Annotated in this window: 20 protein-coding genes; 9 read left to right on the top strand and 11 right to left on the bottom strand. The window is 52.5% G+C overall.

Translation table 11 applies throughout. The annotated features are described in order from the left end of the window. The first annotated feature begins 43 nt into the window (after positions 1–43). Both RRF56_RS06785 and RRF56_RS06780 read left to right on the top strand, forming a co-directional pair. Positions 44–811 (top strand): hypothetical protein, encoded by a 768-nt coding sequence (locus RRF56_RS06785; RefSeq protein WP_317036878.1) that lies wholly within the window; start codon positions 44–46, stop codon positions 809–811. Between the two features lie 145 nt (positions 812–956). Continuing rightward, positions 957–1646, top strand: coding sequence for a DUF4079 domain-containing protein (locus tag RRF56_RS06780; RefSeq protein WP_317036877.1), 690 nt, complete (start codon positions 957–959; stop codon positions 1644–1646). 203 nt (positions 1647–1849) lie between these two features. On the opposite strand, the gene RRF56_RS06775 is transcribed toward RRF56_RS06780, so the two are convergent. From RRF56_RS06775 to RRF56_RS06770, 3 genes are all read right to left on the bottom strand, one after another. Beyond that, positions 1850–2182, bottom strand: a complete 333-nt coding sequence (locus RRF56_RS06775; protein ID WP_317036876.1) for a hypothetical protein — start codon at positions 2180–2182, stop codon at positions 1850–1852. Positions 2183–2415: 233 nt separating this feature from the next. Further along, a complete protein-coding gene (locus RRF56_RS26380; RefSeq protein ID WP_410510543.1) occupies positions 2416–2676 on the bottom strand; it encodes a tyrosine-type recombinase/integrase in 261 nt (86 codons plus the stop codon). 3 nt (positions 2677–2679) lie between these two features. Beyond that, positions 2680–3045 carry a phage integrase N-terminal SAM-like domain-containing protein gene (locus RRF56_RS06770; protein ID WP_317036875.1) on the bottom strand — a complete coding sequence of 122 codons (366 nt, stop codon included), beginning with the start codon at positions 3043–3045 and terminating at the stop codon, positions 2680–2682. A gap of 355 nt (positions 3046–3400) precedes the next feature. Here RRF56_RS06770 and RRF56_RS06765 point away from each other — a divergent pair, with 355 nt between their 5' ends. The 4 genes from RRF56_RS06765 to RRF56_RS06750 all read left to right on the top strand — a co-directional run bounded on the left by RRF56_RS06765 (position 3401) and on the right by RRF56_RS06750 (position 8838). Next, on the top strand, positions 3401–4426 hold the full coding sequence (locus RRF56_RS06765) for a hypothetical protein (protein ID WP_317036874.1): 1026 nt from the start codon (positions 3401–3403) through the stop codon (positions 4424–4426). Positions 4427–4718: 292 nt separating this feature from the next. Then, entirely contained in the window at positions 4719–5126 is a 408-nt protein-coding gene (locus tag RRF56_RS06760; protein WP_317036873.1) for a hypothetical protein, read from the top strand. Between the two features lie 42 nt (positions 5127–5168). Then, a complete protein-coding gene (locus RRF56_RS06755; protein WP_317038342.1) occupies positions 5169–7940 on the top strand; it encodes a tetratricopeptide repeat protein in 2772 nt (923 codons plus the stop codon). A gap of 196 nt (positions 7941–8136) precedes the next feature. After that, positions 8137–8838: a class I SAM-dependent methyltransferase gene (locus RRF56_RS06750; RefSeq protein ID WP_317036872.1), complete on the top strand. Its 702-nt coding sequence runs from the start codon at positions 8137–8139 to the stop codon at positions 8836–8838. Between the two features lie 227 nt (positions 8839–9065). Here RRF56_RS06750 and RRF56_RS06745 read toward each other — a convergent pair whose 3' ends face one another. Both RRF56_RS06745 and RRF56_RS06740 read right to left on the bottom strand, forming a co-directional pair. Next, positions 9066–9515, bottom strand: coding sequence for a surface-adhesin E family protein (locus RRF56_RS06745; protein ID WP_317036871.1), 450 nt, complete (start codon positions 9513–9515; stop codon positions 9066–9068). Between the two features lie 3 nt (positions 9516–9518). Then, positions 9519–10238, bottom strand: a complete 720-nt coding sequence (locus tag RRF56_RS06740) for a hypothetical protein (protein WP_317036870.1) — start codon at positions 10236–10238, stop codon at positions 9519–9521. A 329-nt stretch (positions 10239–10567) separates the two neighbouring features. Here RRF56_RS06740 and RRF56_RS06735 point away from each other — a divergent pair, with 329 nt between their 5' ends. Continuing rightward, on the top strand, positions 10568–13732 hold the full coding sequence (locus tag RRF56_RS06735) for a UPF0182 family protein (protein ID WP_317036869.1): 3165 nt from the start codon (positions 10568–10570) through the stop codon (positions 13730–13732). Between the two features lie 10 nt (positions 13733–13742). Here RRF56_RS06735 and RRF56_RS06730 read toward each other — a convergent pair whose 3' ends face one another. Then, the gene (locus tag RRF56_RS06730) at positions 13743–14231 is read right to left on the bottom strand and encodes a hypothetical protein (protein WP_317036868.1); all 489 of its coding nucleotides are present in this window, start codon (positions 14229–14231) and stop codon (positions 13743–13745) included. Between the two features lie 305 nt (positions 14232–14536). Here RRF56_RS06730 and RRF56_RS06725 point away from each other — a divergent pair, with 305 nt between their 5' ends. Then, positions 14537–15475: a glycosyltransferase family 2 protein gene (locus RRF56_RS06725; RefSeq protein WP_317036867.1), complete on the top strand. Its 939-nt coding sequence runs from the start codon at positions 14537–14539 to the stop codon at positions 15473–15475. Positions 15476–15479: 4 nt separating this feature from the next. Here RRF56_RS06725 and RRF56_RS06720 read toward each other — a convergent pair whose 3' ends face one another. Beyond that, entirely contained in the window at positions 15480–15689 is a 210-nt protein-coding gene (locus RRF56_RS06720) for a hypothetical protein (RefSeq protein ID WP_317036866.1), read from the bottom strand. A gap of 111 nt (positions 15690–15800) precedes the next feature. After that, positions 15801–16796 (bottom strand): SGNH/GDSL hydrolase family protein, encoded by a 996-nt coding sequence (locus RRF56_RS06715; protein WP_317036865.1) that lies wholly within the window; start codon positions 16794–16796, stop codon positions 15801–15803. A gap of 218 nt (positions 16797–17014) precedes the next feature. On the opposite strand from RRF56_RS06715, the gene RRF56_RS06710 reads away from it, so the two are divergent. Then, positions 17015–17413: a response regulator gene (locus RRF56_RS06710; protein ID WP_317036864.1), complete on the top strand. Its 399-nt coding sequence runs from the start codon at positions 17015–17017 to the stop codon at positions 17411–17413. Between the two features lie 49 nt (positions 17414–17462). Here RRF56_RS06710 and cheB read toward each other — a convergent pair whose 3' ends face one another. The 3 genes from cheB to RRF56_RS06695 form a co-directional block, all read right to left on the bottom strand. Next, a complete protein-coding gene (gene cheB, locus RRF56_RS06705) occupies positions 17463–18530 on the bottom strand; it encodes a chemotaxis-specific protein-glutamate methyltransferase CheB (protein WP_317036863.1) in 1068 nt (355 codons plus the stop codon). A 106-nt stretch (positions 18531–18636) separates the two neighbouring features. Further along, positions 18637–21165 carry a response regulator gene (locus tag RRF56_RS06700; RefSeq protein WP_410510578.1) on the bottom strand — a complete coding sequence of 843 codons (2529 nt, stop codon included), beginning with the start codon at positions 21163–21165 and terminating at the stop codon, positions 18637–18639. A 159-nt stretch (positions 21166–21324) separates the two neighbouring features. Then, positions 21325–22743 (bottom strand): methyl-accepting chemotaxis protein, encoded by a 1419-nt coding sequence (locus tag RRF56_RS06695; RefSeq protein ID WP_410510577.1) that lies wholly within the window; start codon positions 22741–22743, stop codon positions 21325–21327. Positions 22744–22759: the final 16 nt, after the last annotated feature.

Raw genomic sequence — 22759 nt, 5'->3', positions numbered from 1 at the left:
TGGCCCCTAAAAGCCAGCCTACAGCCCCAGAGGATGACACGCTATGGCCATTATTGCCCTCAAAGCCTGGTATCTTGAAGCCTATGAGCCGGTGCGAGATCTGGAAAAGCGCCCCCATGACCTGCGGCTGAGCAAAAATAGCCTGCTCAAGTCAGCGCTGCGGGCCGACTTTTTAGACGACAGTGCCGACGTGAAGCAATCGGCCTGGTTTCAGCGCTACCTCGATGGCGAAACGGTGGAGTTTTACATTGAAGGCAGCGGCGGCTATGGCATCGCCAACATCGACCTGATCAGCCACGAGATCTACTTCACCAAGCTGGAGGTGATGGCCCACCTGGAGCCGACGATCTACTTCTGCTACCAGCAGGAGTATGGCGAGTCGGCGGCGGTGCTGCACCAGGCGCTGACCGATGCGATCGAGAACTTGAACAAAACATCGCGGGTTGCCCTCACGCTGGAGGTATCGAACCGCCTCAGCGACGGCCCAGCCCGGCTAAACAGCGCCCTGACCCGCAAAATTCGCAAGGCACTGCTGTTTGTGGCCGATGGTACCCCCATTACCTCGGTGGAGGGCAACACCACCCTGCTGGTGCCCAGCCCTAACGTGTGCGTGGAGATGGGCTACGCCCTACAGGCCAAGCCCGCCGAGCAAATTTTGCTGGCCCAGATGGAGCGCCCCGACATTATTGGCCAGTACCCCTTTGACCTGCCCGCCCAAAACCGATTGAGCTTTAAGACCAAGGGCGACCTTGCCAAACAGTTGCCCAAGGCCCTGGAGCAACATTTATCTCGCTTTAATCTTTGGACCTAGGGCGATCGCTACGGTAGAACCAGCCAAGGCACCCAACCAAAACCGATGAACGCCACGACTGTTAAGCGGATCACGGCGTGAATTGGGCCGGTGGCTTAAAGTAAGGACAATTCTGCCCCAAGCGCGTTTCTCCTGAGGACCTCTGATGCTAGATGCCCCCGATTTGCTGAGACTGCTGCACCCGGTTTTAGCCGTCACCGTTGTAATGCCGCTAATTGGCATTGCTGTTTACTTTGCTGTGCAAACCCGCCAGCGGCGGTTGGCCGTGGTCAACCAAGTCAAAACCACAATTTCGCCGGTGGTGGGCAAAGAGCATGTGCGGGTGGGGCAATGGCTGTCGGGGTCGGTGGTAGGGCTGGTGCTGCTGGGGTTAGCCCACCCCATCTTTAAGACCATCGCTCGCGAAAATGCCTGGGCCGAAGACCCCTTTCGGGGAATTTTTGTGTTGGCCATGTTTGGCCTCACGATCGTCAGTCTGGTGATGCTGTACCGGGCAGCGACAGCGCTATGGCGAGGGGTCTTTGCTAGCCTCACAGGCATGGGGCTGTGGCTGTTGGGCATGCAGCCGGGGGTGTGGCGGCGCGGCTTTGAGTGGTATGTATCGCACTTTTATCTGGGTATGGCGGCGGCCATGCTGATGATTTTTGCCCTTGCCACCCTGCCTGAAATCTACAAGTCAAAGCGCTGGCGGCTAACCCACGCGGTGCTCAATACGGTGGCGGTGCTGCTGTTTATCAGCCAGGGCATTACCGGCACGCGCGACCTGCTCGAAATTCCGCTGCACTGGCAGGAGCCGTTTATCTTTCAGTGCGATTTTGAGAATCGGACGTGCTGAGGTGCGTTCATGCAATGTCTCGGAACGAGAATCGCTCTACACCTTTAGCTTGCCTGGGCCAAAGCACCCTCGGGGTAAAAAGCGCGCTCATCTTTGCCCAGCAGTGGCACCGGATGGGGATGGGATTGACCTTTGCATCGGTTTGACCCACCCCGCCCTCCGGGCACCCCTCCTAAGGAGGGGACGGTGTTATCTCGGTGAGGTCACTCTAGCAGGATGGTTTTGGTCAGAATGACCATCCAGGTGATGCCCGCTGGGGAAGCGGCGTCAGCGACTGGGCCAGACGACGGGGGCACGGGGATAGGATCGCTCCAGTCGTTGGGGTCGGTGTAGCCGTAGGCGTGGAGGATTTTGATGGTGCGATCTATGGCTGCGCGGCTGCCGTAGAGCAGATGGCGCACTTTCTCGGGGTTTAAGGACCGGGGTAGGGACCGGCTCCCTTTGCCTTGGCCTCCAATCTCTGATGAAAGCGGTAGGGACCCGGTTCCTTGAGTCCCCTGGTCGTCGCTGGCCTCTGGTTCGAGGTATTCAAACATCGGTTCTGTCTCCGGTTGTGGTGTAGGAAGACAGAACGCGAAAACCCTAGCCACCCGCAGTTGAGATGCAAACTGAGGGGGCTAGGGTACCATGGGCCTAGCCTCGCAATCTGCTTCGGAGATTTGCGGGGTTAGCTGTTCGTAGGTGTTGCGAGCACCTGCGGGCAGCGCTAAGATTTTCGAGTTCTGCGTGGCCACCGTTCTGCTGAACGGCTTAAGGAAAGAGAATACTGTTACAAAAGCTCCCCGTCAACCGTGGAGCCAACGAGAACGCCAGGTGGGCTAGCCATCCAGCGGACTACGCCCTGCTCTAAGTGAGTCTGCAATGGCTGGATCAAGGTTTGAGGCAGCACCGTTACTCGGCTCTCATTTCCCTTGGTATTTCGCAAGACAAGCTGCCGTTGAGCAAAATCTACGTCCTTTACCCGCAACTGTAGCCCCTCTCTCAACCGCAAACCACTGCCATAGAGCAGTTGAATCAGCAGTTTATGCACTCCTTACAGTTGCTGAAGCACAGCCTGTACTTCATGTGGAGTGAGCACCGTTGGCAAATAGCGCGATGGCTTTGCTCGAACCGCATTGATCCCCAACAGTTCCTTTTCTAAAACTACCCGATAGAGAAATACAATGGCGCTCAATGCCTGGTTCTGAGTGGATGCTGCCACCTGTTCTTGCACCGCCAGATGGGTTAGAAACTGAGTAACTTCTGCTGTACCCATCTCCTGTGGGTGACGTTTGTTGTGGAACAAGATGTAGCGGCGAATCCAGTAGATATAGGTTTGCTCCGTCCGGTAGGAGTAATGCTTGAGCCTCAAGGCATCTCGGACCTGGTCTAGCAGCTTCTTGGGACGAGGCGGTTCCATGGCAGACTCCGTACATAGGTATCAATTAAAACACTATAGTACGTGTGAACTTCAGGGGGGCCGGAAGATATGCTGATCTTGTCTACCTATCTACCCCTGAGAGGATTAATATGCAGATTATTCGCCGCCTATCTACCCTCCAGGGGTGATTATGCAGCAGACAATCTGCCTATCTACTCCGTAGTGGGGATATAGGCAGATTAGATCAGTCCAATAACTTGTTAGACAGACTGTACTCGCAGACGTAACACGATCTCAACGTTACGATAATTTTAAACGGCTTGTTTTTATATCTCATTAGGATTAGCATCGTTATTAATTTCAAGCGTTACAAAGTAGGGTTCGGAGTAACGTTATGCTTAATACCAGCAAAAGAATTTTGATTGTTCTCTTTTTTCTTGCGGTTTTCGGTGGTGCAAGCTCAAGCAATATCTCTGCATCCGCTCAATCTCCTTCAACTTATTTACCGCCTCAGCAACAGAAGTTTATTTTGACCTGGGAACTTGTGACTCAGTTCGCAACTGCCTTGGGCGTGGGCATATCAGCCGCATCTATTTTGGCAAGCTATCGCCTCTATCAAATGTCAAAGCGTGATGAGTATGTAAATAATTTGAGAACAAGTATTTTATTAAATCAAGAAAGGTGTTCAAGACTAGAGGCCTTGGTGAATTATGAGCTTGCTAATGAAGTTGTAAACTGTGTTATTCACTCAAGAGATTTAGAGTTGCCACTGTTAGATATTCTGAATGATTTCTTCAAATCCGATACAGCTACAGAAGAAGAGTTAAAAGCTTATATTGTTGAAAGGTTTCCTTTTATAAGTACACCGATCCATTCTGATACCGTATCTTTGTTTGATGACTTGACGGTAATGATTAGCTCTGATTTGGCTCGATATCAAGTGGATGCACCAGGGTTTTACAGAGTAATGTCATCACTTAGAGATCTTTACAGCATTATTGAAACTAACTTGAAAAATATTATAAGGAATGAGAAGCACTGGATTGCATATTTGACGTATCTCTTTAAGAACGCAAAAGACGAAATTCAGGATGTTGGAAGGCTGAAGCAAAGACTTGCCAATCTTTTTATTACAGAAATCAATAATTCTTATTTGCTTAGAAGTCGCAAAGATACAAGCGATTTATCTCATATTGCGCGGATGGTTTCTCATGCATATCTAAGTCTTAATGAAACAAATCTATTTAAATTTTCTAAAACTGAGAGGAGACAGGATCTTAAGCCGATATCAAATGATATATCAGACAACTTAAGAGAAGCCGAAAAATCTTTAAAGCATTTGCTAGAGCCGGACAACCTTCACAAATATTGGGAGCTTATGGCTCGATTTGAAGAGCGTAATGAATCTGATAACTCTTGATAGCAGTTTAAGCTTTTCCTATTGGTAGTGAACTGTTTTTTATAATATATGTTTTGGTGATTGACTGTCTAACACTATGTTGGTGCGGACGGTACAGAGGCTACCTGTGTTTGTGCGGTGTTGTCTGCCGCCGCACAACTTCACCGTTAGCCTGTTCTGACTCTAGGGTGGGACGTGCTTTGTATTCTTAGACTACATAGTAAAAATCTATGATGGAGGTGATCTGGATTACAGCCTCCTACTGAGAAGAAGCTATAACGAAGAAAATCTTGATCATATTGAGAAGTAAGCTATGACTGATCCAGTAAGTTTGTCAGCAGGGGCGATCGCTGTTTTGGTCGCTACAAAAGCCTTAGAGAAAACGGGTGAAAAGCTCAGCGACAGTACATGGAAGTTGGTCAGCCAATTTCTAGCTTCTTTGAGACGAAAAGACCCAAATACTGCAACTGCTATTGAGAAAGTTTCTCAGCAGCCTAACTTAGCAGAGCAGCAACCAGAAAACTTTGGAACTGCTGTTTTAATTCAGAAAGTAGAAGATCTGGCAAGAAATGATTCTGAAATTCAAGAAGCAACACAAGCGATTGCTAATACACTACAAAATCAGCCAGGTGCTGTTGTGAATTTAGCTAAGGTAGCAGAAAAAATTGGAGTCCTAAACCAAGGCTTAATCCTTAATCAACAAAACACAATCAATATTTGACTAGAGTCGTCGGGAGGGGCACCGACCAAGAAAAATACCCGTATCAATGGAATTATTACAAATCCACCGAACTTAGCTCAGTGGCAGTCTCGTCGTGAACATGAATCATTTATTCATAAGAAGTTTCATAACAGACAACTGAGGATAATTGGAGTTCAGGGTATTGGAGGAATTGGAAAATCTTGGTTAGCTGCATATTTTTACACTGCTATCAAAAAAATATCTCAGACAAATAATAGTTCTGAGCAATTTTCGCAGGAAAAGTATGCACATTTACGATTTCACAATCAGCTTTGGGCAGATGTTAGGCAGGCTCCTGAGTTCTCAATTTTTGCAGAGCAAGTTTTAAAGACCTTGACGAATGAATCTTTAGAAGAGTTTTTAGAGCTTTCTATCATCGAGCAAGTTGACAAGCTAATCAGTTGTTTGAATCAATATCGCTATCTGATTGTTGTTGATAATTTAGAAGTCTTTCTAGATAACCAGGCATGGAAAGATGATGGGTATCGGCAATTTTTCAGTTGCTGGAAGGAGCAGGGGAAGAATAGCGTTATTCTTCTCACAAGCCAAGAAATTCCGACTTCTCTTCAGTATGAAGATTGGCTTGCATTGAAAGGGTTTCCCAAAATAGATGGTGCTAGTTTTTTATCCTTGAGGTTAGGAAATAGCATAATAAAATCTGAGGCTGACCAATCAGCTCTCGAAACTATATCTGAATTGTTAGATGGTCATCCCTTAGCCCTACGATTGGCAGCGAGTTATATACGTTTATACTGTGGAAATGACAATATTTTAACTCGTGCAAAACAGGCAGGTTTAATAACATTTCCTAAAATTCTTAAGGAAGCTTCAGATGAACATCGAGGTCAACAAACCTGTTTAGAAAGAGTTTTAGAGTGTCACTTAGAAAAATTAACCCAAGAGTGCCGCTCTAGCCTTGTTTCCTTAAATGTATATCGTCTACCCTTTTCTGGAGATGCAGTAAAAGAAATAACCTCTGAAACAAAACCCATTCAAGCACTCAAAGTTTTAGAAGCTCTTGTACAACGCTCTCTAATAATTAAAGAGCAGGGGTTTTATCATATTCAACCTTCAATTCAAAGGTATCTTAAAAGCATTTCTGGCATACAACTAACAGATCACCAAGCAGCGATAAGATATTACAACAAAAAACTTAATCCCGAACCGTGGTCTGATATTGAAGATATTAGGGCTAATCTAGAATTGTTTTACCATCAGTATGAAGTTGAAAATTATTTAGATGCTTTTAGCACTGTAGAGAATATCGTAAATTTTTTAGATTTAAGAGGTTACACTGTACAAGCATTCAATATGTACGAAGCTCTTTTAGAGGCTTTGAGAAACAATGGATCGTATCAGAAGGAGCTATGTACGGTTTGGAATAGACTTGGTAGTATCCTCCATGATGTGGCTCAAGCAGAGTCATCCGTATACTGCTACAACCAAGCAATTAAAATTTCTCGAATTATTAGAGAAAGGCAACATGAAGCATTAGCCGTGAAGGGGCTAGGAGATTATTACAATAAACCTGGAAGTTTTGATCAAGCAATTTCTCATTATCAATATTCGCTAAAAATTGCAGAAGAACTAGGGGATCGTTATATAGAAGTTGATACGCTTTCAGGTCTTGGGCATGCTTATTTTGAACGTGGTCAATACAATGAATCAATTGACGCATATGAACGAGCGTTAAAGCGTCATCGTTCCGCTGGAATAAAAACTCAAAAGGACAGGAAAACAGAACTGTCTATTGTTATTGCTTTAGGAGTTTCCTACAAATGGCAACATGAATATGAACAAGCCATAAGAGTTCATCAAGAACTTTTACTACTGGCAATAACTGCTGGAAATAAAAGGTATCAATATGATGCTTTATTTGGTCTTGGTTTCATCAAGCTGGTTCAAGAAAAATATACAGATGCTATAGATTTTTACAATAAAGCCTTAGAACTTGCTAAAGATATTGGTCTCCAAAGACAGGAGGCAATGGTCGTAACTGATTTAGGTCGCATTTGCCAAGCTTGTAATAAATATCAAGAAGCAATTCAGTATTACAAACAAGCCCTCGAAATCCTATATAAAATCAATGATCGTAAAGGGCTTTCATGGACTCTAATGCATCATGCCAATGCTTATCGATCATTGAAGGAGTACAAGGATGCAATAATTCTATATAACCAGGCTCTCGACATTGCATATGAAAGCACCCAATTAAGAAACGTGATTTGGATCTTATGCGATCTGGGAATCACCTATGACTTCATGCAGCAGTTCGAGGAAGCAAAGAGAGTTTATCAACAAGCTATAGAGGTTGCAAAACAGACAGAATACAAGCATCATGAAGCTATGTCTTATCTCCTTCAAACAATTTCATTGGCAAAGCCCGGAGATGGATTTAATGCGCTTTTAACAATTCAGAAAGCAAAAGATTTATTTCAGGAAATGGGAATTAAAGATGAAGAAAAGCATTGTGATTCTGTAAGTAGCCAGTATGTTTTTCAGCACAGTGATCCATTAGTTCCACAGTTTAGAATCCCTAGCATTCCAGACCCTAAATCAGGTTCAAGAAAATCTTCTTTAAGAGATATAGAGCAATCAACGATTAATTCTTTATCTGAAAACTCAAACTCAACTTCTGATGTACTACTATCTTTCTCAATTGCGTTTTATATGCTCATCTCTTTATTTATTGTAGCCAACTTTATTCAAGGACATATAATTCTAGCTACTACTCTTTTATTTGTAGCTCTGTTTTTCTATCTGTGGCAACGTTCTTCAAAGCTTCGCACTTAAAGTAGCTACGAAGTTTGCAACTACCATTTTGAACAGGCTAACAACCCCGCTGCACCGGAACGAACTCAAATTGTCGGTAAGATGCAAAAGTTATCTGCGTCCGGTGAGCGGGAACATTGGCGGCTGCGCGCGGCTTAGATGTTATCGCAACATTCAACCTGTAAAATGATGAATCGCCGCCCCATTCGCGTTCATCATGCAAAATCAACAGCCACCCATTTTATTTGACCAAAAAGCTGCTGCTTGCTACGACCATCAAACTGCTCTTTTGGTGGGGCGCGAGGCGCTCTTCTCGTTAATGTGCCTGATTTTCTCAGAACTTCCGGCTGATGCACGGATTCTGTGCGTCGGTGCAGGAACCGGAACGGAAATGATCGCTCTGGCGCAAGCCTTTCCACAATGGCAGTTCACCGCTGTCGAGCCTGCGCCTGCGATGTTGGATATTTGTCGTCGAAAAGCCGAAGAAAGCGGCATCGCCCCACGTTGCACGTTCCACGAAGGTTATCTCGATTCACTTCCCGTATCTGACCTGTTCGATGCAGCGACTTGCCTATTGGTCTCTCAGTTCTTAAAGCAAGCGGAAGAGCGGAGCCACTTTTTCGGGCAAATTGCGCAACGCCTTCACCCTGGTGGAGTTTTGATCAATGCCGATTTGGTTCTGGGTATGTCGCCTCCGGTTTATCGGAGCTTAATTGAAGTTTGGCTGCGAATGCGAGGCTCCGGCTGGAGTGAGGAAGACATCGAAAAGATGCGCGCTGGCTGGAATCTACACATCACGACTTCAACACCATCTGAAGTCGAAGCAATAATCACAGCGGGTGGCTTCGATACTCCGGTATTGTTCTTCCAAACCCTTTTCATTCACGCTTGGTTTTCAAAGCGAACAGCACCAGATTAAATTTCCTAAAAGTCGCCGAACAACCGGGCTGCACCGGAACGTCTCAAGACACTGGTTCGGTTGCAAAGGTCATCTGCATTCTGTGAGCGCGAACGTTAGACGATTCGATGATCATCCGAGGTCGCTTGAGGGGCTTCTTCACTAAAGGGCCGAACAACCCTGTTGATTAACTGCGGCGACATCTACTGGGTCACCCTTGATTCCGATTGGGCGGCACTCTAGCGCCCTCATGAAGATGCAGGGGGGGCTGCCTGGGGTTGGTCACAGACAAAGCGCAAGACAGCTGCTGCGCTACTGCCTGCCTGAGGTTGTGTCAATTGACCAGCATCCCCATAGTTAATGCGCTGAATCTCCTGCCCATCTTTATCACGAGCAATGATTTGCCTAAGCCGAGAAACACCGCCTGCACAATCGACAGAGCGATACAGCATGGCACTATGAACGGGTTGATCCAGCTCAACCCCGACAAAGGCATTGTTCGGTTCAGGGAAGTCGCGATGTTCCCAGTACCAAACAGCTCCAGCCCTAAATTGAATGGAGTTACGCTCTACCAGAAAGCGATCGCCCACAGCATTGCGCGTCACCTCAACCCACTCTACTGGAGCAGACTGAGCCAGCGCACCAGAAGCACTGACAGCAGAAACGATCGCGGCCAAACCAACAAGCAAAGTTTTCATAAGTTACTGGGAATTGGGCTCAGGTTGACTAACAGACGTATCTTCAGGAGTGCGCGTGCGATACTGCTCAACATTTTGGATGGCTTGCTGGGCATAGGAATTATTAGGACGTTCGTCTAATGCCCGTTGAAAATAGAGCAGCGCGGTTGCATAATCACGTTGCTCGGTGGCCTCATAGCCTGCCGCCATATAGCGATCAAACTCGGATGACTGGGGCGGTTGTTGCACCGAAGGCGGAGAGGATTGAGGCGCAGTCGCCGCCGCTGCTGTCCCTTGCTGCCCCTGATAGGCCGTCACGACCCTCTGAATGTATTCTGCGATTTCAGAACTGTTGTACTGAGACGGGTCACCCCGCATCCACCAGGCAGCGGATCGTCGCACCGCTAGTATTTCATTGTTATTGCTAGCGCCATATTCCTCTTTCAGCACATCTCGCATCACACAGGTCACAACCGAACGGGCGACGTCTGGGCTAGCCTCAAACTCGGTCGGTGAAAGCTCTCGACCAATGCATGACCTTGACCACCGGGGAATGTTTCCTGGCATAATCTGCCAGTCACTATAGAGCCCGTCATCGGCACGTCCTGTTTGAGGAGCTGCTTGACGAAGCGCCTCGACCAATGCTGCAACTTGACGTTCTGAAACTTGTGCCTGGGCTGGTAGCGTTCCGACTGCCAGGACAACGCCAAGGCTGACGATGAGTTTGCCAATGGGTAGTCGCATAACTATCATCTATCCCAAACTGGTTCCCAAGCTGGATCTTACATTTATTATTTGAGGCTTGTCATTTATCGTTTGCTAGTTGTTTTTTATACAGGAATAGGCATACTCCCTTAGATCAGCTCTGGTGTGGTTTTTAAAGAGGAAAACATCATGATTTGGAAGAGTTTCGGTTGATGAGAGGCGTAGGATGCAAAGATTCTGGCAACCACTGACCCGAACCGTTAGGCATTGCCACCCTGCTCTCACTTTCACAACTGCCTGTCCTAGTGCCTCAGCGCGGCGGCGCTACAATCTAGGCATTGCTGGGGTAGCTGTCTAGCCGTAGGGCCATGGTAAACAAGGCGATCGCAAAGAATCTGTCTCACTGGGGTCTGTCTCAGTGGGGTGTGCCCCGGTGGGGGTGGCTGGCCATGGGGCTGGGGCTGTTCACCCTGCTCTTTTTCGATGCGATCGTTAACCTTCAGGCCGAGCGTCTCTGGTTTGTCGAGGTTAACTATCTAGATGTGTTCTGGGTGCGGCTGGGGTCGCAGCTGGTGCTCGGTCTAATTCCCATTTTCTCGACTCTACTGTTTACCTGGGGCAACCTCACCCTTGCCGATCGCGCCAAGCCTTTAGAGATCCCGAGCGATCGCGCTTCCCGAGTGCGCAGTTTGGGGCTGAGTGGGCTGCTGCTGGTGGGCACTACCCTGAGCTTTTTAGTCGGTGTGCAGCTGATTTACCAGGGCCAGATTGCCGGAGACTTTTGGCAACAGTCCACTACCCTCTACGACACCAGTGCGCCGCTGCCCCTGTGGCCCAAGCTCCAGCTGTTTACGGTAATCAGCCAAATTTTTATTACCCAGCCCTGGCTGATCGTGGCCCTGGGGATCAGCACCGTGGCGTTTTTGATTTATCCCCGGCAGCTGGGGCGGTTGGCGGCGGTGTTTATGAGCCTGGGCTATGGGCTGGTGTTGGCCAACCAGTGGCCCTCGGTGCTGCTGGCCCTCAACCCCGTGCCCTACGACCAGGTCGAACCGATCTTTAACCGCGACATTGCCTTCTACATCTTTCGCCTGCCGGTGCTGCACCTGCTGGAGTTTTGGGTGGTGGGTACCCTATTTTTTACTCTGGTTAGTGTTTATCTGGTTTACCTCTTAGCCCACAACACCCTCAGTCAGGGTCGGTTTTATGGCTTTTCGTCGCAGCAGCAGCAGCATCTCTATACCCTGGCCGGGCTGCTGTTTTTGGCCACCAGCTTTAGCCACTGGCTGGGCCGCTACGAAGTGCTCTACTCCCGCGAGGGGGTGGTGTATGGGGCGGGCTATACCCACATTCACGTGCTGCTGCCCGCCAACTGGGCACTGGCCATTCTTACCCTGGTGTTGGGCCTGGTCTTTTTGCTGCGGGGGCGGCTGGGAACACCGAGCTACATCAACCCAATGCGAAAATCGGCGCGGGCGCAGGTGCAGGGAACACCCCTGGGCTGGTGGGCGGGGTTTGGCCGCACTAGCCTGCTGGTCAAAGGGGTGTGCGGCTACCTGGTGCTGACGGTGCTAGGGCTGGTGCTGGCTCCGATGGTGGTGCAGCGGCTGGTGGTGCAGCCCAATGAGCTACAGCGCGAGCGGCCCTACATTACCAACTCTATTGCGCTCACGCGCTCGGCCTTTGACCTGGAGGCGATCGAGTCGGAGCCCTTTGACCCCAGCGGTGACCTGAGCGCTGAAGATCTAGAAGAAAACGACCTCACCCTGGAGAACATTCGCCTGTGGGACTCGCGCCCCCTGCTGGAGACCAACCGTCAGCTTCAGCAAATTCGGCTGTACTACGAGTTTAAAGATGCCGACTTTGACCGCTACAACATTTTGAATGAGCAGCGGCGATCGGAGCGCCGCCAGGTGATGATTTCGGCTCGAGAGCTGAACTATGAGCGGGTGCCCGAGATTGCTAAAACCTGGGTGAACGAGCATCTGGTCTATACCCACGGCTTTGGCTTCACCATGAGCCCGGTGAATACCGCTGGCCCAGACGGGTTGCCCACCTACTTTGTGCGCGGTATCGACAATATTCCCAGCAGTGAGGAGGTGCGCCAGAGCATTCCGATCGGTGATCCGCGCCTCTACTTTGGCGAACTGACCGACACCTATATCATGACCAATACCCAGGTGTTGGAGCTAGACTTTCCCAGCGGCAATGAGAATATCTACACCACCTATCTGGGCCGGGGCGGCATTCGTTTAGATAGCCTCTGGCGGCGGCTGCTGTTTGCCCGCCACCTGTTCGACTGGCGCATGCTGTTTACCGAAGACTTTACCGACGATACCCGGCTGCTGTATCGCCGCAACATTGCCGATCGCGTGCGGGCGATCGCACCCTTTCTGCGCTTTGACACCGACCCCTACCTGGTCACGGTCGATATTGGCGATGCCTCTAGCCAGTGGGGCACCGGCCCTCGCCACGGCAGCCGTGCTCCCACCAGCGTTGACTTTGATACGTTTCGCGATCGCGACCCCAACTTCATTGACGAAAATTTTAACTTTCAGACCGGCGAAAACTACCTCTACTGGATTATCGACGCCTACACCGTCAGCGGTCGCTACCCCTACTCCGACCCCGGCGAAAATGATTTCAACTACATTCGCAATTCGGTCAAGGTGGTGGTCGATGCCTTTAACGGGTCAGTTAGTTTCTTTGTCGCCGAACCCAACGACCCAATCATTCAAACCTGGAGTCGGCTGTTGCCCAACATGTTTGAACCCCTAGAGGCCATGCCCCCCAGCCTGCGCGACCACATTCGCTACCCCCAAGACCTGTTCTCGGTGCAGGCTGAGTCGCTGATGACCTATCACATGACCGACCCCCAGGTGTTCTACAACCGAGAAGACCAGTGGCGCGCCCCCACCGAGATCTATGCCAGCGAGACCCAGCGGGTAGAACCCTACTACCTAATTATGCGGCTGCCCGAAGAAACCACTGAGGAGTTTATCTTGCTGCGGCTGTTTACCCCGGCCCAGCGCAACAATCTAATTGCCTGGCTAGCGGCTAGATCGGATGGCGATCGCTACGGCCTGCGGCTACTCTACCGCTTCCCCAAGCAAGAACTGGTGTTTGGCCCTGAGCAGATCGAGGCCCGCATCAACCAGGACCCCGAAATTTCCCAGCGCATTTCCCTGTGGGATACCCAGGGATCGCGGGCGCAGCAGGGCAACCTGCTGGTGATTCCGATCGAGCGATCGCTGATCTATGTCGAGCCCCTGTACCTGGTGGCCGAGCAAAACCAGCTCCCTGCCCTCACCCGGGTGATTATGGTGTATCAAAATCGCATCGCTATGGCTCCCACCCTGGCATCGGTGCTGTCGGCCATATTTTTAGAAGAGCCCGAGCCTGCGGCCCCTATTCTGCGCGATCTCGACAACGGCATTCTCGACGACGACCCGGTGCCAGGGCTGCTCGATCTCGATCCCACTCCCGGAGCACCGATCAACCAGGAAGAACTCGGCCTGCCGGGGGGCGAATAGTGGTTTTGGTTTAGGGGCGGTCTAAAAACTGAGCCAGCATCTCTTTCGCCGGTTCTACCATGGCCCAGGTGCCGTCGGCCTGCCGTCGCAGCGTCGCAAAGGCGACGGTATTGCCCTTGCCAATGGGGTCTCCCTGGGGTAGATCGCCCAAACGTACCCGGCGCAGACCGCAGAGCCGAAACAGGTAAGCGGGCACATCGGGGCTAGAGAGAATGACGCACAGATCGCCATTGGCGGCGGCGGGCTGCACCAGACCATCAAAGGGCATAAACACTTGATTGCCCCTGAGGTTGACGGTGATATCGCCTAGGCCACTCTGCACCTGGTAACCTGCCAGGCGATCGCCCGGCTGGAGCACCCAGGTTTGGTGTAGGGTAACGTTGCGGGGGCCAGGGGCAGAACTAGAGCCAGCACAGCCGACTGCGCCGCTCAGCAATGCCAGACTGACCAGCCCTAGACCACCCCGCCGCCATCTATGGTGTTTACTGCTGTGCTTCACCGCTGTGTGCCCTCTGCCTTGTGTTTAAACCACCCACCGCCGCCGCGCAATTTTACCCCTACACAATACAATTGCACTAAATACGGGTGTACTAGATTCTTGCCTGCTGAATTATGCCACGGATTTTTGCGGGCGACCCAGTACTCTGTGGCATAAGTCACTCACCTATTGGCTAAGGGAAAACCTTTGTATGTTCTGGAATCCCCTTTCATCCTTCTGCCTTACGGTACTGCTGCCTTAGCTGGCTCCTGCGCTCTAGGGTGAGGTCAAGGCGCTAGGATATTAAAGCCGTTTGGAGGCCCACCGTGTTTTTCAGCGTCGTCACCCCTACCTACAACCGCCAGCCCATTCTCGAAAAGTGTCTGCGCGCCCTAGAACAGCAGATCTTTGACCCTGCCCTGATTACTGGCTATGAGCTGGTCGTAGTCGATGACGGCTCTACCGACGGCACCCTTGAGTGGTTACAAGCTAATGCGGCTGAGTTTCCCCACGTGCGATTGGTAGAACGCCACCACCAGGGGGCTGCTGCCGCGCGCAATTATGGGGTGCAGGTTGCCCAGGGAGACACTATCGCCTTTATTGATAGCGACGTGATCATGCCACCGGGGTCTCTGCAAGCCCATGCTCAGGCCCTAGCTGACGCCTATCAGCGTCTGGGGAATGACCGGGTGTTTACCGCCGGTCGTTTAGTCAACACCAGCAACTTCGATCAGCCGATGGCAGAGCCTGCTAAGGTCACCGATTTTTCTAATGCTTTTTTTGATACGGCCAATCTGGCGATCGCCCGGCACTGGTTACTGACCGCCGGACTCTTCGACACCGAGTTTAGCCAGTACGGCTGGGAAGATCTGGAGCTGGGCGTGCGCCTAAAAAACCTGGGGGTCACCATGGTCAAGGTGCCTGAGGCCCTGGGCTACCACTATCACCCGCCGTTTTCCCTCGATCAAATTCCCAAAATGATCGATCAAGAGATTCAGCGGGGCCGCATGGGGGCTATCTTCTATCAAAAGCATCCCACCCGTGAGGTGCGGATGATGATTCAAATGACGCCGCTTCACCGGGTGCTGTGGGGGGTGCTCACCGCAGGCGGGCGGCTGAACGAAAACACTATGGCCCCCCTGCTGCGCTGGCTGATTGACCAGGGCAAACCCTCTTTAGCTCTAGAACTGGCCAGAATATTTCTCAACTGGTATACCGTTCAAGGGGTATATGCCGCCTATGGTGAGCTTCAGCAGCAGGGGTAGCCGATCACAGTAACCACATTTCGGCGGCACTGGCGATCGCCAGTGCCAGCAGGCCCACCGATACATACTGGAGCACAGGGAGGCGCTGCTGCCGCCGCCGATCGGCAGCGGAGCGCAAGGCCCCGTAGATGTGGGGTGCACCTAGCAAAAAGAAAAATAGCTGGAGAATATCGACCTTGCGCCGCTCTAGGGTCATGGGGGATTGGGGGTTCATTGGTCATACTCCTTGAACATCTGCACCGTCGTGACCTGGCACAATGTAACACAATATTAAAAAAAGTTGTGTAAAGGCGCAATATGATCGTATCCCTCTTTTCCGGCGACACTACCAGAGATCGGTCATGGGTTCATCCATCGGTCTGGGGGAAGGCTCATCGGCTGGCTGGGGCCACACCTGGTCTATTAGGCTAGCTAGGGCTTGCCCCACCCAGACATTGCCCTCATCACTGAGGTGGATGTCGTCAATATAGAGCCGTTCGTAATGGGTTTGCTGAAACTGCGGCAAAAAATCGAGGTAGGGAATACTTTGGGCCGCAGCAAAGTCGGTGAGCCGTTGGCGGGCCACGAGTTCGTAGTCGTGGGGGCCATCGTCGGCCAGCTCGCGGCGTAGAGGCGTTATGGCTACGATTAGCTGACTGTGGGCAGTCTGGACAATCTGGTTAAGCTGGCGAATGGCCTCTAGGTTGACCCCAACTCGATCGCCTGGCTGGTCGTGGAGCGCTTGCAATTCGGGGCTAGGCAGGTAAGGGCGGCGGCGAGCGATGCTTTCCCATAGGGCCAAGGGTGGGCGGCGGGTGGGGTACTGGGGGTTGCGGCCCAGGTCGTAGCTGTTGGGGGCGATCGCAAATAGGTCATCCGTGTTGAGCATCAGCACCAGCACCTGGGCCTCAAAGGTGCCAAATCGCAGCACATAGCCTAGTGCATGGCGCGGCCCCCAGGAGTTTGCTGAGGCGTTGAGCACTTCTACGGCTCGCACGTCAGCAAGATGAAGCGTTTCGAGCGATCGCTGCACTTTGATAGACAACAGCTCGGACTGATCGGTCCACCAGCCACCGTTAAGAATAGAGTCGCCAACCATTAGCACTCGTAGGCTATGGGCCGGGCGCTGGGGCAAGATGGTTGCGCCCCGCATCGAGTACTGATTGATTTCGATGCGGTTGCCTCGCCGTTGTAGGCTCTGGTTGGGGGCCAGACGGTAGCCGGTGCGAGTATCGGCTACGTAGAGTAGGGGGCTGCCTAAACCATATTTGACCCGCAGAAACACCTCGGCGATCGCCCCGATCATGGCCCCCAGGCCCAACACCCACAGTATGATTCTCACCACAATTTCCCAGGCGACCTCCAAGCACTCAGCCCCCCGACTATACCTAGACAGGCGAGCTTTAAAACCATAACCTCTGGAAAAGGCTAACTCTGGCCAAAAACGAGGGAATGATTGGATAGTTTGGGCTATTGGGTATAACTACGTTAGGAAAAGGCCTGGAGTTTGGGCATAACTATAACGAGCGCCTATCATCAACCTTCAAAACTTGCTTACCTATGTCTCCCTGTGTTGCCCCCAAGCAAACTGTCTTATCGGTAGACGACAGCTTAATCAGTCAGCAATTGATTAAACGCGCTTTAGATAATCGCTATCGGGTGTTGCTGGCCGACAATGCAGTGGATGCCCTAACGGTGATTTCCCAAGAATCGATCGAAGTGCTGCTGCTCGATATTTCTATGCCCGGCATCGATGGTTTTGAGCTGTGCCGCACCGTACGCAACCTGCCCCGGTTCAAGCATCTGCCCATTGTGATGGTGACCTCTCGCGATACTGAGGCAGACCGCCAAGAAGCTCGCATGGCCGGAGCGTCAGGCTATTTGACTAAGCCCTGCGAACCCGAACGCCTCAAAGCGGTGATGGGGCGGCTACTGTCTCCCCTACCTGAAACCAATTAGTCTAGAGATCGGCGATCGCCGGCTGCAACCGCGTTGCCCAGGGGCCTTGCTACCGATCGCCTTGGCTGAGGCTACAGACCTGCTTGAGCAAAAAAGGGGCGATCGCGCTCAGGGGCAGCACGTGCTGAGCCGCTTCCAGGGCAATGGCCTCTTTGGGCATGCCAAACACTACACAACTGGCTTCGTCCTGGGCAATGGTCAGGCCCCCAGCCTGGGCGATCGCTTGTAGCCCCTCCGCCCCATCGCGCCCCATGCCCGTCAGCAGCACGCCTACCGCCGATCGCGGGTAGCGGGTCGCGACCGACTTAAACATCACCGTCACCGAGGGGCAATGGCCCGAGACCGGTGTGCCCCGCGTCAGCGCCAGCTTACCCTGGGGGTCAACTTCTAGATGGTGACGCTCCGGGGGAAAATACACCATCCCCGGCTGGGGGCTGGCACCGGGAGTTGCGATCGCCACCCGCAGGGCGCAGTTGACATTGAGCCAGTCCACTAACCCCTGTAAAAACCCATCGCTGATATGCTGCACGCACACAATCGGCACCGGAAAAGTGCTGGGCAGCTGTTGCAAAATCGCCAGCAGTGCCTGAGGGCCACCGGTAGAAGCGCCCAAGGCTACAAGTTTGAAGGTCTGCTGCTCCGCTACCACAGGCAGAGGCACTAAAGGCGGTGTCGGTAGCGGGCTACGGCGACGATGGGTAAACACCGATACCCCCGCCAAAATTCTGACTTTGCTTAGAAGCTCGGCCTTGGCTTTGGCAAACTCTGCCGCGAGGCCCGCCCGAGGTTTAGGAAAAATATCTAAGGCCCCGGCCTCTAAAATGCGAAATACCGTTTGGGTATCGTCTGGTTGCACCGAAGCACTCACCACCAAGATTGGACAGGGAAAGCGGCTCATCACCTCCTCCGTCAGCTCAAGCCCACTCATTTTGGGCATGTGCAGGTCAGTGCAAATTAAGGTGGGCTTGAGCGTCGGTATCATGGCCAGGGCTTCTTCGCCGTTGCGGGCAACGCCAACCACCTCAAGATCGGGGGCGTCTTTAAAGATGCGCTGCAACAGCGCTAGGGCAACTGGCGAATCTTCTACCAGCAGTAACCGAATAGGGCCAGAGGGCATTGAGGTCTCTCGTAGCGAACATTGTTTGCGCTCGGCCCGGCAGACGGGACAAAACACCACCGCGCTTGTCCCCTCTCCCCTCAGGAAAGGGTTAGGGTGAGGGGCATTATATCAATCGATCCAACGTTTCAAACAGCACATTTTGGGTAAAGCTGCCCTTGGTAATATAGGCGTTGGCCCCGGCCTCGGCTCCCCGGCGGCGATCGGCTTCGCTGGCCAGGGTTGTCACCAGCACTACGGGCAAATCACTGTACTCTCGGTGCTGCCGAATCCGCTGGGTTAGCTCCAACCCATCAAGGTTCGGCATTTGCACATCTGAAATCACGGCATCGAATTCCCTCGCCTGGAGCTTGTTAAACCCGTCTAGGCCATCTACCGCCGTAACCACCTCATAGCCCGCGGACTCTAGAATGCGCTTTTCTTGGGTGCGGGTTGCGATCGAGTCTTCTACCAGCAAAATGCGCCGAGGTCGTTTTTCGGTCTCAATGATTGGGGTAAACCCTAGCTCAGGCTTAGTCTGGGAACTGCCTTGGTGGCGCACCGCCGCCACTAGATCCTGCGGATTTAGCACCATGCACACGTTTCCAGTGGCCAAAATAGTCGCACCAGAAATATAGCGAACCCGCTTGAGCAGCTGGCTTTGGGGCTTCAGCACCACATTTTGCTCATCGATCAGCGCATCGACAACGATACCCAGGCGCTCTGTCCCTACCTGCAAAATAATGCAAGGCAGGCGCGGTTCACGTACTTTATCCTCATGTCCTGTCTTTGCGAGGTTGAGCAGGTCAGCCAGCCACACCACCGAAACCGGGCCGTCCCCATGGACGATCGCACTGTGGCCCTCTAGGGTAAAGATATCGCTGGTCTGCACCAGGCAGGCCGTCTGAACACACTCTACGGGCAGGGCATAGGTTTGACCACCGGTTTTGACCAGCAGCACGTGGGCTGTAGACAGGGTTTTACTCAGCTGAATCCGTAGAGTGCAGCCCTGGCCTGGTGTAGATTGCACGTCAATGGTGCCTTTGAGCCGTTCTACGTTAGTGCGCAGTACGTCTAGCCCTACCCCCCGGCCTGAAATTTCGGTTACCAAAGTGCGGCTAGAGAAGCCAGGGCTGAGAATGAGTGCTTGAATCTGGGCTGGGGTGAGCCGTTCTAGGTCTTCAGCCCCATACAGCCCCCGGCGGATTGCTGCCTGCTTAATCGACTCTAGATCTAGGCCACGGCCATCGTCGCTCACCTCGATCACAATGCTGCTGGCGGTTTGGTAGCCGCGCAGGGTAATCGTGGCCCCCGGTGATTTGCCCTGCCGCTGCCGCTCGGTGGGCGATTCAATGCCGTGGTCGATGGCATTGTAAATCATGTGCAGCAGCGGGTCTTTCATCTCTTCGAGAATGCGTTTGTCGGCGGGGGTGTCGCCCCCTTCAATCACCAGCTCTACTTGCTTGCCTTCCTGGCGGGCCAAGTCGCGTACTAGCCGGGGAAACAGATTAAAAATAGTTGATAAGGGCATCAGCCGCAGGGTACGAATGCCCTCCTCTAAGCGATCGGTAATCATTTCTAGGCGGGTGGTGTCTTCGTGCAGCGCACTGCTCAGCCGTTTGACCAAGGCCCCGAGCTGCTCTAGGTGCTGTTCGCCCCGGTTGTGGAAGTTTTCTAGCTGCGACAAGACCGGTTTGCCCTGCTGCCCCTCATGGAACAGGAACCGATGCATAGACAAATCGCGGTTCCACTCTTCCCACAGATTGGCAATGGCATCAATCTCGGCTAGCCGATGGGCCACGCGAGTTTTGGTCACCGTCAATTCGCCACTCTGGGTCATCAGGTCATCGAGACTCTGGGTTGGCACCCGAATGGTTTCGATGCGGTAATCGGGGGTTTGGGTGAGGGTGATGGCAGGGTCTTGAGCGGGCAGGGCAGCGGGGACGGGTAAGGAATGGGCTGCTCGCAGGAGCGCGTCGAGGGTGGCTGCATCGGTAGGCTGTTTTTCTAGATGCAGTAGGCCGGCATCGAAAGTTTGCAGCCGCTCTTCGCTAGCGGTTTTGAAGATGTGGCGCAGTTCAGCATCGGCCATGTAGCGATCGCTAACCTGTGCCGGTTGGGCAGCGGGCTGATCGGCCAACTGACGGTCGTTGGCAGGGCTCTCGGCCGCCACCGTGTGCTGGTCTAAGGCTGGAGCTACCTCAGCCGTCGGGGCCTTGGGCAGGGGTGCAAATAGGATATCCTCTATCCCTGGGGGTGGGGCAGGCGATGTCTCAGGCAGTTCTGCGGCCATGAGGTCGGCCAGTACGTAAAACACCTTGACTTGAGCCGGTTCTCCCGTCACCGCCTCGTGGACCATCTGCCGCATCGCCGCCACGCCGTGGGCCAGGCGATCGAACAGATTGGCAGACAGGGCCTGACCTCCCCGCTCAATGGCCCCCAGCATAGACTCAATCTGGTGAGCGACTTTGCCTAGGTCGGTTACCCCCAGCATGTTGCCGTCGCCCTTGAGCGAGTGGGCTTCGCGCATCAGGGCCGCGATGGTTTCGCGATCGTCAGGATTCTTTTCGAGCTGCAACAGCCCTGCATCGAGGGCCTGCAGGCGCTCCTCGCTAGAGGTTTTGAAAATCTCGCGCAGTTCAGTGTCGTCAATCATCACGGTAGGGTGCTCCTGGCTGAGGTCTGTCTCGGTTGCCCGGCGGGGCGCACCCACCGGAGGGCTGCGCCCCACCTACCCATCCCGCTTGTGACTAGCGGCAAGCGGAACTAAAGCATGATGAGCCTTCCCCTTGAGGAAACCGGGGCTGGATAGCGCTCAAATTGCCTTTTTGAGCCGCATGGCGCTCTCGTTGAGCTGGTGGGTACCCACTTTGATTTGGCTAATGCCATTGGCATTTTCGCGGGCTCCGGTGTTGAGGCTGTTCATGGCGCTTACCACTTGCTGAATGGCCACCGCCTGCTGCTTCACATTGAGCGAAATTTGTTGGCTATTGAGCACGACGTCATTGACAGCGTCGGTTACCCCAGCAAAGGCGTTAGCGGTTTCTGCCGCAATTTTTACCCCCTCTTCTACGGTTTTGGTGCCCTCGTCGGTGACCATAACCGTAGAATTAATGGCGGTTTGAATATCGGCCACCAGGGCATTGATTTTCTGCGCCGACTGCTTACTTTGGTCAGCTAGTTTGCGAATTTCGCCCGAGACGACCGCAAATCCCCTGCCGTGCTCTCCCGCTCGCACCGCCTCTACAGCCGCGTTGAGGGCCAGCATGTTGGTTTGGTTGGCCAGGTCACTCACCAGGCCAGAAATGCCACCGATTTGGCTGGTCTGTTCACTCAGGCGCAGAATCTGACCGGCGATCGCATCCACCTTCTCCCGTAGGTCGGTCATGCCCTCTAGGCTGCGTTCGACGGCGCGGGTACCCCCTTCTGCCAGGGCCAACACCTGCTGTGCGCCAGCGGCTGCCGCTTCGGCTTGTTCCGCCGACTGCCGTGAGGATGCACCCAGTTCATCCATCGTGGTACTGGTCTCACTCACCGAGGCCGCCTGCTGGCTGCTAGTACGCTCCTGTTGTTCTACACTGGCCGCAATTTCACTCGCCGAACTGACAATATCACCCGCCGCCTGGTCCATAATTTGTGAGGCCTTGATCACAATCCAGGCCCCGATCAAGCCCGACAACAAGAGTGACAAAGTGGCTGCCGTTAGCAATGTAAATTGCAGTCGCCGTAAAGCCGCCGCCTGAATCGCCTCATCCTGAGCAACAATCTGATTTTCCAGGTCTTCCATAGCCTGAATTAACGTGGAAATCTCGCTATTTAAGGCACGCCCATCGCTTTCTCTCCAGGCCTGAATGCCAGCCTCACCTTGGTTTTGATTGACTAAATCAATAAAGCTCTGGTTGACTGAGATAAACTGATTGATCAGCGCGTCTACCCGAGCCAGGTTTTGGAGCTGTTCTCTGTTTTGACGCTGGGTGCTGAGATTTTCTGCTAAGTCTAAATAGTCTGTTCTGGCCTTGTTAAAGTCGAGCAGAGAAGTAGGATTTCTTTGTAGTAAATAGCCACGGGTAGAACGGGCCATGATTTCAACAGTCAGGTTGATATGATCAACTTTCTCTTTGGTGCTCGAAGCCTGCTTTAATTCTTCAGAGACTTTGGCAAGTTGGCGTACGTCAATGACCGTTATGCCAGCGGAAAGAATCAGAGCGATCACCGGCACCGAGTAGCCTAGCATGATCCAGTGACGTAGC

Source organism: Nodosilinea sp. E11, assembly GCF_032813545.1.
Classification (GTDB): domain Bacteria; phylum Cyanobacteriota; class Cyanobacteriia; order Phormidesmidales; family Phormidesmidaceae; genus Nodosilinea.
The sequence above is the reverse complement of the archived record's forward strand: the minus strand, read 5'-3'. Positions and strand labels throughout refer to the sequence as shown.